We start from the raw sequence: 14,691 nt of genomic DNA on the forward strand, positions 1-14,691 counted from the left end.
ATTATTAGAAATGTTTCGAGTGAAACGGGAAATTTGTAAAAAGTTAAAAGTGGCTAACCCCCTTGATAATAGCGGACTGGCTTGATGGTCGAGTCCTTTTTTTTATGCATTTTATTGATTTGTGGAAGGGAAAATCATATAACGTAAATGGCACCGAAAAAGCAGATGCAGAAATGGCAAAATCATCTTGCAAGAAATAGAAGGGAGGTTAAAAATTAATGCGATGCCATTATTTGTTATTTATGTAAATCATTAATTAAGTCGTGTGCTATGATAAATAGATATTAAACTATTTCCTGCTTATAAAAAATTTTGTGTAAGAATATTAAATTGATGGAGAGATGTTATGGAAAATAAAATGAAATTTGGACAGTTTATAGCCAAGAAGAGGAAAGAGCAACAGATGACACAAAAAGATTTTGCATCATCATTGTATGTTACAGAATCAGCGGTTTCTAAATGGGAGCGTGGAGTTTCATATCCGGATATTTCACTTGTTTCTGAAATTTGCCGAGTACTTCAAATAACGGAACATGAATTGATTACTGCCAGTGAGGATTATCACCAAAGACAATTGGAAAAGCGAGGGAATTATTTCCTGAATATTGTAAAAACTTACTCTGCTATTTTATATGGAGCTTACCTAATATCGCTCTTAGCTTGTTTTATTGTTAATTTAGTTATAGAGCATAAATTAGATTGGTTTTATATTGTTTTAACTGCAGAGCTGCTAGCTTTCTCACTTCTTAATCTTCCGCTAATTGTGAGCAAAAGGAAAGGGTTGTTTACAGTTTTAGGAAGTTTTATTTCGCTTAATCTGTTATTACTTGTTTGTTCTTGTACACGGGAGGAGACTGGTTTGTTATTACATTTGTATGTACACTTACATTTTATGCCCTAGTATTTCTTCCAATAATTTTACGAAGTGAAATGAAGCCATTTGGTATAGGAAGTAATAAAGCACTATTATGTTTTATTATAGATACAGTTTTAGTCTATATTACAGTAATAGCATGTGTTCTTCTGTCAGGCTCTATGGATATTCAAAATGTGCTTGAAATAGCAATTCCTTTAGTTAGTATTGGAATCATTCTTCCTTGGGTTTATCTATTGGTTATTCGCTACACTACATTTAATAACTATTATAAAGCTGCAATATGTTTAAGTATTAGTGGAGTTTATTTTTATATATTTAATAGTATCGTCGATATGATTATTGATAAAAAGGACTTTTCAATGCCAGTAGTTAATCTAGCAGTTTGGAATAACACTTATATAAATGGCAATGTAGGTTTGATTATTTTTGTTAGTACAATTTTACTTGGCGTTGCATTTACAATAGCTGGAGTCATTTATAGCCAAAAAAAGAATGTAGTTGATTCTTCCTATGAAAGTTAATATAAGATTATTTCAACGGATTCCTATGTGGAATTCGTTTTTCTTTGGTTAATTACTTATTAATGAGAGGGATAATTAAGTACAATGTTTGTTTTATCCATAATATTATTGATAAACAATATTAGGATCTTTTTAATAGTTCTTACCTATAATAAGCAAATTTTAAAATGGGATTATCTAAGGCATTATTCAACCTTATTAGTGATAAATTATATAACAATGGTTGAATCTCTCTACTATATATCGAATCTTCTGAAGCTTTCTTTAATCGCGTTCGATGAATGGTAAAAAAAACACGAGTACTTGTTCTATTTACCATTACTTCTGAAATTAAATCATTTAATAATTCTGTTACAGTTTCACGAATGCTTCCCATCATACTGGCCAATTCTTGATGTGTAACCATCACACCTATTTGAATCCACTCACTTTCGTCCCCATTCTCTTTTAAAGGTTCTCCGAATTTATCTGATAATCTATTTAGTAAAAAAAGCAGTTTGCTTCGTACACTACCATAAGCTATTTGCTCCATCATCTTTTCCATCTCTTTTAATCGAGAGGAGAGGATTGTTATTAACTTTAGTGCGATATCTGGCTTCTCCATTATTATTTGTTCAAACTGGTTCTTTTCTATTGAACAAATAACTGAATCCTCTATCGCTATAGCGTACATATGGTGGAACCCAGGGGAAAACAGGCTAATTTCCCCAAATATATTTCCCGAGTTCAATACATCAATAGTAAGTTCCTTTCCACTATTAGAAATAGTATACATGCGTACCTTTCCCTTCTTTATTAAATACAGTCGTTCTTGACTGCGACTGGGAGAGGTTATTAAAGTACCTTTTTTAGTTACTGTAATCGGTGTAATGGATTCCATTTGTTGTAGTTCTTTTATATCCAAATCATGAAATAAATTGATTCTTGATAAGTATTTAACTTTATCCACAAAATGCCTCCTTATTAAATAGATTGGTAGGCTAGACTACAGATTATTATTCCATTATTAATTATAGTGCTTTTAACCAATAAATGTTTTTTGTATAGGGGGTGTTATTAATTGGAGATACTTTTAATTATTGCTCAGATTATTTTAGTATGTATATTTACAATATCTGCTGCCATCAAATTTTTGCGTAAACCAATGATGGTGCAGCATTGGAATGAGTATAAGTACCCTATGTGGTTCATGTTTATCATTGCTGCACTAGAATTGATAGGTGTACTAGGTATATTAATAGCATTTTTGTTTCAGAAAATGTTGATTTTTGCAGCAATTTTATTTGCTATATTGATGATTGGTGCAATACATGCTCACCTTTTCCGTGCAAAACATAGCCCGTTGATGACCATTAATGCTATGTTTATGTTTCTTTTATCTATTGCTGTAATTATTTTGAGCAGTTAATGAGTAAAAAAAGAACCTTTTAAAATGAAAGCTTTGTTGAATTATGTTAAGAATGGCAAACTTAGTTTTACGTTAACAAAGCATTTTTCATAAGACTAACCAACTTCATATTTGTCGCAGCAGCCACCCGTATATGATGAGAATTGAGTTAGTATTACAATAAAAAGGACGAATTCCTAATATGGAACTCGTCCTTTTTATTTACAAAACCATGGAACTTGTTAAGAAGTATTATCGTTATATTAAAAATGTAAATGTCTTTTAAAAATTAAGAGGTCATTTTTATATTCAAAGCGATTCTACAAGTCTAAGTATTAGTAAGGTATAGGAAGTAAGATATAGGAGAAAATAGCAAACTAGGTTATTATATTCTCTTGACAGAGACCGGGACTAAGATGTAGTCTGTATAAGCTTGAAAAATTATCGGTAAAAAATAATTTTACCAAGTTAATGTAAAGATTAATAATTATTTTTTTAAATAATTGTTAAGTTTATAATAGTCATATTTTAGTCTGTTTGACTATTAGGAAGGTGAAATAAAATGGAAAGTTTAATTAATAAAAAAGCTGGTTTTTTAAATAAGTTTTTTGGTCTATATTTATTAGCTATTCTTATGCTATGGATTAAAACGTATATTACGCAAGTAACTCAGTTTGATTTAGGAGTACAAGGGGCACTTCAACAATTCCTTTTATTATTAAATCCATTAGGCTCAGCTATGTTATTTCTTGGGGTTGCCTTTATTTTTAAAGGACGAGGAAAATATATATTACTAGTTGTAATTTATACTCTTATGTCCATACTTTTATATGCAAATGCGGTTTACTATCGATTCTTTAGTGACTTTATTACATTACCAACAATTTCTCAAACTCAAAACTTTGGGGACTTGGGCGGTAGTATTATTTCTTTACTAAAACCTTATGATATTTTATTCTTTGTAGATGTATTTTTGTTAATTTACTTATGTTTATCTAAAAAAATAAAAAAAGATTATCGTAGAGTTGGATATAAAAAAGCAATTGCTGTAATTGCTTTTGTAATAGGAATTTCAGCTGTTAATTTAGGGCTTGCTAATGCCGATCGACCACAATTATTAACTCGTGGTTTTGATAGAAACTATATCGTTAAGTATTTAGGTATGTATAACTATACGATTTATGACGCTGCAGAAACTTTAAAAGCATCTTCACAAAGAGCTTTAGCTGATAGTGATGATATGACTGAAGTAATTAACTATACAAAATCCAACTATGCAGAACCTAATCCTGAATATTTTGGTGCAGCAAAAGGAATGAATGTAATCTATATACATTTAGAGTCCATTCAAGACTTTTTAATGAACTATCAATTAAACGGTGAAGAAGTAACACCATTTTTAAATTCATTAATTAAAGATCCGAACACACTTTACTTTGATAATTTCTACCACCAAACGGCTCAAGGTAAAACTTCGGATGCTGAATTTATGTTAGAAAACTCTTTATTTGGTTTACCACAAGGATCTGCCTTTATTACAAAAGGTCAAAATACGTACCAAGCAGCTCCTGCTATTTTAAAAGAGAGTGGTTATACATCAGCGGTGTTCCATGGTAATAACGGAACTTTCTGGAACCGTAATGAGATTTATAAATCCTTCGGTTATGACCATTTCTTTGATGCAAATTACTATGACACAAGTTCTAAAGAAGAGATGGCTGAATATGGTTTGTTAGATAAGCCTTTCTTTGAGCAATCAATGGATCTTTTAAAATCTTTACCTAAACCTTTCTATACGAAATTTATAACGGTAGGGAACCACTATCCATACAAAATTGATCAAGAGTTAACAACGATTGGGAAAGCGACTACTGGTGATCCAAGTGTAGATAATTACTTCCAAACGGCTCGTTATGCCGATGAAGCTATTGAACAGTTCTTTGCACAATTAAAAGAATCAGGTTTATATGATAACAGTATGATTGTTCTTTATGGTGATCATTATGGTATTTCAGAAAATCATAATAGAGCAATGGAACAAATTATTGGAAAAGAAGTAACACCTTATGAAAGTGCTAATTTACAACAAGTACCTTTGATTATTCATGTTCCAGGAATGGAAGGTGGAGTGAATCATACTTACGGAGGTCAAATGGATCTTCTTCCAACTTTATTACACTTACTTGGAATTGATTCACAAAATTACGTTCAATTTGGTACAGATTTATTATCAGAAGAACACAATGAATTAGTACCGTTCAGAAATGGTGACTTCGTCAGCCCAACGATTTACTCAATTGATGATAATCTTTATGATGCGAAAACTGGTTTACCATTAACTGAAGATGATAGTTTATTGGAAAAAGCAAATGAGTTTGAAAAAGAAGTAGAATACAAACTACAGTTATCTGATAAAGTCGTAAATGGAGATTTATTGAGATTCTATACGCCAATAGGATTTACACCCGTCGATCCATCTCAGTACAATTATAATAAAGATGCTATAGAAAAAACTGATAACAAATAAACATAGAGACATTTAAATAAAAGGGGTAAGATGTACAAAGTTCCATTTGGCATCTTACCCCTTTTTAATTGTCTCTTTTTATTTAAGTGTAGTGATAGTTAACTAGAGCGAAGATTTTTTGCCAGTTTATTAAATTTATTTCAATTCATACTTTACCAATAAGTTTTTATGTATTATAGTTATTGTTGGTTCATAAATTAAAATAAATTAAACATCTTAAGGAGGAGACCGTATTGAATACAATTTTAGTAATCGTTAATATTGCTATACTTATTGCAATTATTATAGGTTTATATATAATGCAAAAGAAACATGTTAAATTCTCAAAACGAGTATTTGCAGGGCTTGGTTTAGGTATTTTATTTGGTTTTATTATTAATCTGTTATATGGAACGACATCCGATGTAACTACAACTACAATTGAATGGTTTAATATTGTAGGATCAGGTTATGTAAAATTATTGCAAATGGTTGTTATGCCATTAGTGTTTATCTCCATTGTTGGGGCATTTACAAAAGTAAGTATTTCAAAAAATCTTGGCAAAATTAGTGCTTATGGCATCGGTATTTTATTACTTACAACAGGGATTGCAGCAGCAGTTGGCATCGGCTCTGCTCTCGGATTTGGTTTAGAAGGAATTGAATTGCAAGCAGGGGATGCTGAAAATGCTAAAAATGCGGAACTGACAGAGCGAATTGCAACTGTCGAAGATATGACGATTCCAGAACAAATTCTTTCCTTTATTCCAACAAATCCATTTTCAGATTTGGCGGGTTCTCGTTCAACATCTACTATAGCTGTTGTTATTTTTGCATCATTTATTGGTATTGCTTATTTAGGTATCAAACGCAAACAGCCAGAACAAGCTGAGCTATTTGCTAAAATTGTTGATGCTTTTTATGCCATCATTATGCGTGTTGTAACGTTAATCCTACGTATAACACCATATGGAGTGTTGGCGTTAATGACAAAGGTAGCTGCTACAAGTGATTTTGAAGCGATATTGAATTTAGGTAAATTTGTTGTAGCTTCTTATGTAGCTCTTATTGTTATGTTCTTAATACACTTAGTATTTATTAGTCTAGCAAAATTAAATCCTAAAACTTATGTTAAAAAAGGTATGCCAGCATTAACGTTTGCATTTACATCCCGTTCAAGTGCAGGTACTTTACCACTTAATATTAAGACTCAAACAGATGGATTTGGTGTATCTGAAGGGGTAGCAAACTTTGTTGGCCCATTCAGTTTGACAATCGGACAAAATGGATGTGCAGGAATTTACCCGGCAATGTTAGCGGTGATGGTAGCACCGACTGTTGGAATCAATCCATTAGATCCAAGTTTTATTTTGACTTTAATCGTAGTAGTTATCATTAGTTCGTTTGGAGTTGCAGGTGTAGGTGGTGGGGCAACATTCGCTTCACTAATTGTACTTTCAGTATTGAATCTACCAGTTGCAATCGTCGGCTTATTAATTTCTGTGGAACCGCTTATTGATATGGGACGTACAGCTTTAAATGTAAGTGGAAGTATGACATCTGGTATTTTAACAAGTAAAATAACTGGCGAATTTAATGAAAAAGTATACAATGAAAAAACTGGTTTAGATGAAGTAGTTGAATCATAAATATCAACTTTTATTAAGTTAGTTTTAGATATAGAGCACCGCACATATAGTAAATCATTTTTACTAGGATGTGTGGTTTTTTATATTGTTTAAAATTTTTGCATCGCTATAAAGTTAGTATAAAAAAGCCAAAGTAAACCAGACTACTTATAAATAAAATGAATTGGGGGAGAAATATGTCAAATCAAAACAACCAAACCCAGATAATAGATTTAATAATGTTGAACGGTTGCATGATATGATTGAAAATACACAAAAAAAGCTACAAGAAGCCGAGGTTAGTATGGAATTTGCAAATCCAGAAGAGCGTGAAGTGATTAAACATAAAAACGAACGTCGCAAGCAATCTATAAAAGCTATGAAGGAAGAAATGAAAGAAGAAATGGATGCCCGTATAAAAGGTGAGATATGAAATAAAGACTGAGTCACAAGAAATATGTGCCTCAGTCCTTTTTATTTACTGATAAAATGACCTATAAAGTTACATTTAATATAATTTTTTGTTGTCTATTTCATATTTTATGGATAATTAAAAATATTCCTTAAATAATGAATGTTTAAATAGCGAACTTTACTAATATAAAAAATTAATCCAGTTGTAAAATTATAAAACCCTTTATCATCAACGGTTATCAGTGTATAAATCTATGACGAAAGTAATTGGAAAAATGATAGGCTTTACTTATTTTAATATATATTGATATAATTTTAATGTTGCAAAAATATTTATATATTTTCGGATAAGTATAATAATTCGAATTTATAGTTAGTTGCTTGATACTATTAAGTAATATGTGTTGCTCATATTTAGTTAAATTAAGAGGAACATTCCAATGAAATGTAAGCGTTCGCTTTAATTTAATTATTTTGTAGTACCTAATTTTTTAAAAAGTCGATCATTAAAAAGGGGGAAATTTATGAACGGGTTTGACGTTCTATTACAAAATTTAAATACTTTTCTTTACTCAAAGCTTTTAATTATTCTATTAGTAGGAGCAGGACTATTTTTTACTTTAAAAACAAAGTTTATTCAATTCAGATTAATTCCTGATATGTTTAAGCTTCTGACAGAGAAATCTGCAACAGATAAATCAGGAAAAAAAGGAGTATCATCCTTCCAAGCCTTTACGATTTCTGCAGCATCCCGTATTGGGACAGGTAATATTGCAGGAGTAGCGACAGCAATTGCCCTTGGGGGACCTGGTGCAGTATTTTGGATGTGGATGATTGCATTAATTGGTGGAGCATCTGCTTTAATTGAAAGTACTTTAGCTCAAGTATATAAAGTGAAAGACGGTAGTTTGTACCGTGGAGGCCCTGCCTATTATATGGAAAAGGGTTTAAATAAGCGATGGATGGGTATTCTTTTCGCAGTTGTTATAACATTAACTTATGGATTTGTTTTTAATGCCGTACAGGCAAATACAATTACAATCGCTTTTGAAGAAAGTTTTGGTACAAGCCGAATTGTTGTAGGTGTTATTTTATCTCTTTTAACAGCAATTATTGTTTTTGGTGGGCTAAAGCGTGTTGTAAGTGTTACTCAAGTTATTGTACCAGTTATGGCAATTGCGTATATTGCTATTGCATTACTTGTCGTGATTTTAAATATTACAGAATTACCAAATGTGTTTATCCTTATCTTTAAATCTGCTTTTGGATTGGAAGAGGCTTTTGCCGGAGTAGTAGGGGCAGCTATTTTGAATGGAGTTAAACGTGGCTTATTCTCAAATGAAGCTGGTATTGGTTCGGCGCCTAATGCAGCGGCAACTGCTGCCGTTTCTCACCCAGTAAAACAAGGATTAATTCAAACATTAGGTGTGTTTATTGATACACTGCTAGTTTGTACTTCAACGGCTGCAATCGTATTATTAAGTGATGCGTATCTTCAATCAGATGCTGCATCTGTAAATCTGACACAAGCTTCATTAGTAAGTAATTTAGGAGATTGGGCAGGAATATTTTTAGCGATAGCTGTCTTTCTATTTGCCTATAGTACAGTAATTGGCAACTACTACTATGGTGAAACAAATATTGGTTTTATTAAAGAATCAAAAACTTTCTTACAAGTATTCCGTGTTTTAGTAGTAGGCTTTGTCATGTTTGGTTCAATTGCAAAAGTACAAGTTGTTTGGGATTTAGCTGACCTTTTTATGGCTATTATGGCTGTCATTAACTTAGTAGCAATTCTACTACTTTGGAAAGTTGCTAAACCTGTAATTAATGATTATTTAGAACAGCGTAAAAAAGGCAAGGATCCTGTATTCTACAAGAAGAACGTACCGAACATCGGTGAAGTAGAATGTTGGGGAGACGATGAAGAAAACCGCTAATAGAAAATTACACTTGTAGTAGATAAATTCTCATTGTGGTATACAAAAAAATATAAAAATGTAAGCTCGAAAATTCAAAGTTGAATTTTCGAGCTTTATTTTTTACAATTTCTTCAACTCCAACGTTTATCTTAAATTCATTACTCTGCTCTCTCAACAATCACTTAATTAACATAAATTTGAATAACAATTAATAGCATAGAAACAGCGACTATTGGAATAAAGGGGATAATTATCCATACTTTTCCCTATGACAAAATATTTATTTATTACTTACACTTATAAGCTATTTAATGGTTATATGGTAAAATGATATCATTGAAATCCTATAATAAGTAATTCATATCAATGGAAGTGCACTGCTGAATGATTACTCGATAATTATTTGCAGAACATAAATTAACTTATATTGGTATTTTTATAGCACTTTCGTATTAGTTGTATAGGTTTTGTAGAGGTTGCTCTGTTATTTTGGAAAATAACGTCTTTAATTTACCGCTTTGTTATGAAGAAAAAGGAGATTGCAATGAAAGTATTAGTTACGGGTGGATATGGTTTTATTGGTTCTTTTGTTGCTGAAAAGTTTTATCGGGAAGGTCATGAAGTTCACGTCCTCGATAATCTTTCAACAGGAAAAAAGAATAATATTAACTTCCGTCATCATTCCTATTTACTTCACGTTGAGGATGAACAATGTGAACAAATCTTTCGTACCAACAAATTTGATGTAGTTATCCATTTAGCAGCACAAGTCGATGTTGAAAAATCAATTGAGAACCCAGCTGGAGACTCGAAAGTAAATGTGTTGGGCTTGATAAATATATTAGAGCTTTCAAAAAAATATGGTGTTTCAAAATTTGTTTTTGCGTCATCAGCTGCAGTATATGGAAATAATGAAGAAATTCCATTAAATGAAGAATCCAGATGTGCACCATTTTCACCCTATGGAATAAACAAAAAATTAGGAGAATACTATTGTCAAAAGTGGAACGAAATCTATCAACTAGATACACTCGTTTTTCGTTTTTCAAATGTCTATGGACCTAAGCAGGGTAGCAAGGGTGAAGGCGGAGTCATTTCAATTTTTACCGAAAATGTTTTAAATAATGAGGCTTTGAATATATTTGGTGACGGCACACAGACGAGGGATTTTATCTATGTGGAAGACGTTGCTGAAGCTATATTTCGTGCAGTAGCCAGCGATATTTCCGGATTAATGAATTTATCTACTAATACTGAAACGAGTATTAATCAATTAGTCGATTATTATAAGGATATTACCGAAATCGCAGGTGTTGTTCATAAAGAGGCTAGAAAAGGCGATATTCAATTTTCGAGATTAGATAATCGAAAAGTAAAACAAGAGGTAGATTGGATTCCTAAATATTCTTTAGAGGAAGGGTTAAAGAAAACTTACGATTGGTTTAAAAATCAAAAAGACAACCATATTGATAAAGAAAATACTTATAACGAAAAAATTCGCTCTAAACCAATTTTCAGTGAATTAGGGAAACCCTATTTTCCTTATATAGAGAACGTACTTATTTTTATCATTATCGCTTTCCTTCATATTAATATTGGAGACTTCTTTTTTAATATTGATTTATTGCTGATATATATTTTGATTGTTGGAATTATTTTTGGGAAAGTTCAGGCTGTAATTGCTTGCTCTTTGTCGGTTGTTTTATATAGTTGGCAAGGATTAGCGAATGGAAGAGAGATAGTTGCGCTATTCACCGATCATACTACTTTAATACAATTTGCTGTATATCTATTTGTAGCTTTACTTGTTGGTTATGTGATAGACCGTAAACATTTAAGAGAAGAAGCTGCAAAAAGTGAATTGCAATTGTTTAAAGAGAAGTATTTATTATTAGATGAAATATATACGGAAACTAGAAAGGTAAAGGAAGAATTACAAACACAAATCCTTTACTCGGAAGACAGTGTAGGAGAAGTATATTCGGTTATTAAAAAGATTGATAGCTTAGAGCCGGATGAAGTGTTTAATGGGGTTATTAGCGTACTTGAACAAATTATGAAAACAAAAGAAGCAGCTATTTATCTAGTTGGTCAAGGCAATCGATATTTAAGACTTATTTCAAAATCCAATGCTGTTAGCTCTAAGTTTCCTACTTCTATAGAGGTAGTTCCAAACAGCCCATATGCAAAAGTTTTAATAGAAAATAAATCAATAATTAACAGGGAGTTGGATCCGAATCTTCCGATGATGATTGCACCAATATGGAAAGAAGATAAACCAGTTGCCCTAATTTGTATAAATGAAATGGATTTTGATAAGCTAACTCTCTACCATGAGAATTTGTTTTATGTTGTAACAAACTTAATTACTTCTTCAGTTGCTCGGGCATATGAATATGTAAATGCAACACATCATGACCGCTATATTGAGGGAACGTCAATATTAAAAGCTGAGTACTTTAAAAAGATTTTAGAAAGCAAACAAAAAGCTCAAAAGCAGCTAAATATTCCTTATTCCTTAATCAGGCTTGAGCCAGTAGAGGAAATGGAGCAAGTAATTGAAAAAATTTCTGCTTTATTAAGAGATACGGATTATATCGGTATTGATGAGAAGGGTTCATATTGGATGCTTCTTTCCAATACGAATAAAGAAAGTGCAAGAGCAGTGATCAATCGTTTTAAATCGTTTGCTGATCAGTGTTTCTTTAAAGAGGAAGAAGTTTATGTTTAATGTTCTAATGGTGTACTTTTTGATTGTATTCATCTATTTAATAATTGAATATCGAAAAGATCAAAAGAACTTTACTGTCAAGATGCTTATTGCCTTCTTCTGTCCATTTATCGGGTTAATCATATTGTATTTTATGTTCCATCATATCAAAAATGAGGAACGCTCTATTCCTGATGGATTAATAAAAAAAGGTGAAGAGCAGACAGAAATATTACGTATGGTAGATGTTGAAAAAGAGACTAGCATAGTTCCTATGAAGGACGCGTTATTACTAAATGATCATCAAACGAAACGTAAAATGCTGTTGGATATTTTAAAAAATGACACATTCCATCATATTGGTATACTTCAATCAGCTTTGGAAAATGATGATACTGAGACATCGCACTATGCTGCAACAGCTATTCAAGATATAAAGGGAAAGCTTCAAAATTCCATACGTCAATTGGAATATCAAATTGAGAAGCAGCCGGATGATGTAGATGTTTTAATCTCATTTTCCCAAGTGATAAAGCAGTATTTAAATACGGGCTACTTAGATGAACGAACAAAAAAACAATATTCTTACAGGTATTCACAAATACTTGGAAAAGTTATTGAAGCAGTGCCTCAAGAAAAGAAATATTATATTGAAAAAATTAACTGTGATCTTCAATTAGGAGAACTCGAAACAGCTGAAAAGTATAGCCAACTCTTCCTAAAATTTTGTGCTAACGAGGAAGAAGCATATTTTATGGCCATGAAGCTCTATTATTCATTGAAAAATCAAATGAAATTTAAAGAAGTTTTGCAAATGCTTAGAGATTCTTCTGTAAGACTTTCTCCACAAGGGTTGAATAAAATAAGATTCTGGTTGCATGGTGATACAAATGGATACTAAATTTCGATTAGGCGGAACAATTTATTTTGTCATCGCATTTGTTTTTATTATTGGTCTTCTATTAGGTGTTATCAATTCAAATTTCATGCTCAAGTTTTTACCTAATGAAGCTAGTTTAGGATTAAATGACAACGGGGCAAATATTACAAGGTTACCAGAGGAGACTCTTAAAAACCTGGAAAAAGAAAAATATTTAATTATTTATAATGAGAACAATCCATACAGTGTCGAATTAATGGATAACATCAACCAAACGTTGGAATATATGAAGAAAGAAGTAACGCTCTCCTCATTATCTGAAATTCCTTCATCATTTAATGATTTTCATAACGTGATTGTCGCACTTGAAGAAGTAAGCGAAATTTCGAATTTAAGAACACTGGAAACTTATACTGCTGAAGGAGGACATGTTTTCTTTGCGATTCGCCCAGAAATAAATGGTTCTTTACAAAATTTATATCGGAAATTAGGAATCTATGAAGTAGGAGAATTTATAATTCCTAACGGGATGAAGCTTACGTCAAATGTATTAATTAAGCAGAATCAACTTGTGATGGAAAAGGGCGAAACAGGAGATAACTCCTCTCTATCTATCGGAATTGATGATCGAAGTACGGTTTATATAGAGTCTATTGACCAAGTTCCATTATTATGGGACATTCCTTATGAAAAAGGAAAATTTATGGTTTTTAATGGAACAATGCTTGGGTGGAAGGAGAATAGGGGCCTAATAGCAGGTGCAATCAGTTTATTAAATGAGAATTTCATTTACCCAATAATGAATATGAAAATTGCATATATTGATGACTTCCCTGCACCAATTCCAGAAGGGAAAAACGAAAAAATTTATGAGGAATATCGTAGAGACATACCGAGTTTTTATCAAGATATTTGGTGGCCTGATATTCTAAAAACTTCCGCAAAATATGATGTTAAGTATACCGGTGCAGTAATCCAGAATTATGGTGACAAAGTAACTCCTCCATTTGATATTACTGAACAGGATCGAAATACATTTATCCAATTCGGTCGTGAACTATTAAAAATGGGCGGAGAGATTGGAGTTCATGGCTATAACCACCAATCATTGACTGTTAATCAAGAGGCAGTTGATGATTTAGGATATAATGCGTGGAACAATCAAGCTGATATGGAAGAAGCGCTTAACAAAACAGTAAGCTATGTAAAAGATATTTTTTCCAACTATGATTTCACAACTTATGTTCCACCTTCAAATCGAATTGATGAAGTCGGAGAAGCAGCCTTAAAGCAGGCGATTCCGTCGGTTAATGTGTTATCATCCTTATATTTGCCAGATGGCAGTCCATATACTACTGTTCATGAATTTGACCGAAGTAATGAGTTTATTCATATTCCAAGAATAACAGCTGGTTACGAATATACAGATAAAACAAAATGGGCATTGGTAAATGGCATCACATCAATTGGTGTGTTCTCTCACTTTATACATCCAGATGATATTTTAGATGAAGAACGTTCATCAGGGAAAAAGTGGAGTTTGCTTGAGGAAGAATATGATCACTTATTGAGCGATACTTATGAAGACTATCCTTGGCTGAAGAGTATGACTGCAAGAGGTGCAGGACAACAATTAACAAACTACTTAAATGCTGATGTTTATATAAAGGAAGAAAGTAATAGGATTGTAGTTCAAATTGATAAGTTTCCAGGTGAGATGAGCTTCATTCTTAGAACTAAAAAAAATATCGGAAAGCTGAAAGATTGTACAGTGCAAAAAGTGGATGAAGATGTTTACTATGTAAAGACGAAAAAAGCAACAATTGAGTTAGGATTGGTTGATTAA

11 protein-coding genes are annotated in these 14,691 nt (G+C 32.0%); 10 read left to right on the forward strand and 1 reads right to left on the reverse strand.

Going from position 1 to position 14,691, the window contains the following annotated elements:
- Positions 1-346 precede the first annotated feature (346 nt).
- Together EKG35_RS04055 and EKG35_RS04060 are read left to right on the forward strand one after the other, a co-directional pair.
- Positions 347-901, forward strand: coding sequence for a helix-turn-helix domain-containing protein (locus EKG35_RS04055; protein ID WP_126293046.1), 555 nt, complete (start codon positions 347-349; stop codon positions 899-901).
- Positions 902-930: 29 nt separating this feature from the next.
- On the forward strand, positions 931-1,398 hold the full coding sequence (locus tag EKG35_RS04060) for a hypothetical protein (protein WP_126293047.1): 468 nt from the start codon (positions 931-933) through the stop codon (positions 1,396-1,398).
- 142 nt (positions 1,399-1,540) lie between these two features.
- Here the strand turns inward: EKG35_RS04060 and EKG35_RS04065 are convergent, their stop codons facing one another.
- On the reverse strand, positions 1,541-2,347 hold the full coding sequence (locus EKG35_RS04065) for a Crp/Fnr family transcriptional regulator (protein WP_126293048.1): 807 nt from the start codon (positions 2,345-2,347) through the stop codon (positions 1,541-1,543).
- A 111-nt stretch (positions 2,348-2,458) separates the two neighbouring features.
- On the opposite strand from EKG35_RS04065, the gene EKG35_RS04070 reads away from it, so the two are divergent.
- The 8 genes from EKG35_RS04070 (at position 2,459) to EKG35_RS04105 (ending at position 14,691) form a co-directional block, all read left to right on the forward strand.
- Positions 2,459-2,806 carry a DoxX family protein gene (locus EKG35_RS04070; protein ID WP_126293049.1) on the forward strand — a complete coding sequence of 116 codons (348 nt, stop codon included), beginning with the start codon at positions 2,459-2,461 and terminating at the stop codon, positions 2,804-2,806.
- Positions 2,807-3,347: 541 nt separating this feature from the next.
- Positions 3,348-5,312: a lipoteichoic acid synthase gene (ltaS, locus tag EKG35_RS04075; protein WP_126293050.1), complete on the forward strand. Its 1,965-nt coding sequence runs from the start codon at positions 3,348-3,350 to the stop codon at positions 5,310-5,312.
- A gap of 233 nt (positions 5,313-5,545) precedes the next feature.
- The gene (locus tag EKG35_RS04080) at positions 5,546-6,940 is read left to right on the forward strand and encodes an L-cystine transporter (protein WP_126293051.1); all 1,395 of its coding nucleotides are present in this window, start codon (positions 5,546-5,548) and stop codon (positions 6,938-6,940) included.
- A 163-nt stretch (positions 6,941-7,103) separates the two neighbouring features.
- The gene (gene tlp / locus EKG35_RS04085) at positions 7,104-7,352 is read left to right on the forward strand and encodes a small acid-soluble spore protein Tlp (protein WP_126293052.1); all 249 of its coding nucleotides are present in this window, start codon (positions 7,104-7,106) and stop codon (positions 7,350-7,352) included.
- Between the two features lie 505 nt (positions 7,353-7,857).
- Positions 7,858-9,273, forward strand: coding sequence for an alanine/glycine:cation symporter family protein (locus tag EKG35_RS04090; RefSeq protein ID WP_126293053.1), 1,416 nt, complete (start codon positions 7,858-7,860; stop codon positions 9,271-9,273).
- Between the two features lie 526 nt (positions 9,274-9,799).
- Entirely contained in the window at positions 9,800-11,986 is a 2,187-nt protein-coding gene (locus EKG35_RS04095; protein ID WP_185807634.1) for an NAD-dependent epimerase/dehydratase family protein, read from the forward strand.
- Positions 11,979-12,866 (forward strand): tetratricopeptide repeat protein, encoded by an 888-nt coding sequence (locus EKG35_RS04100; RefSeq protein ID WP_126293055.1) that lies wholly within the window; start codon positions 11,979-11,981, stop codon positions 12,864-12,866. Before EKG35_RS04095 ends, EKG35_RS04100 begins: the two co-directional genes overlap by 8 nt.
- Positions 12,856-14,691 carry a DUF2194 domain-containing protein gene (locus tag EKG35_RS04105; RefSeq protein WP_185807635.1) on the forward strand — a complete coding sequence of 612 codons (1,836 nt, stop codon included), beginning with the start codon at positions 12,856-12,858 and terminating at the stop codon, positions 14,689-14,691. Before EKG35_RS04100 ends, EKG35_RS04105 begins: the two co-directional genes overlap by 11 nt.

The sequence above is a fragment of the Lysinibacillus telephonicus genome (assembly GCF_003966145.1).
Classification (GTDB): domain Bacteria; phylum Bacillota; class Bacilli; order Bacillales_A; family Planococcaceae; genus Ureibacillus; species Ureibacillus telephonicus.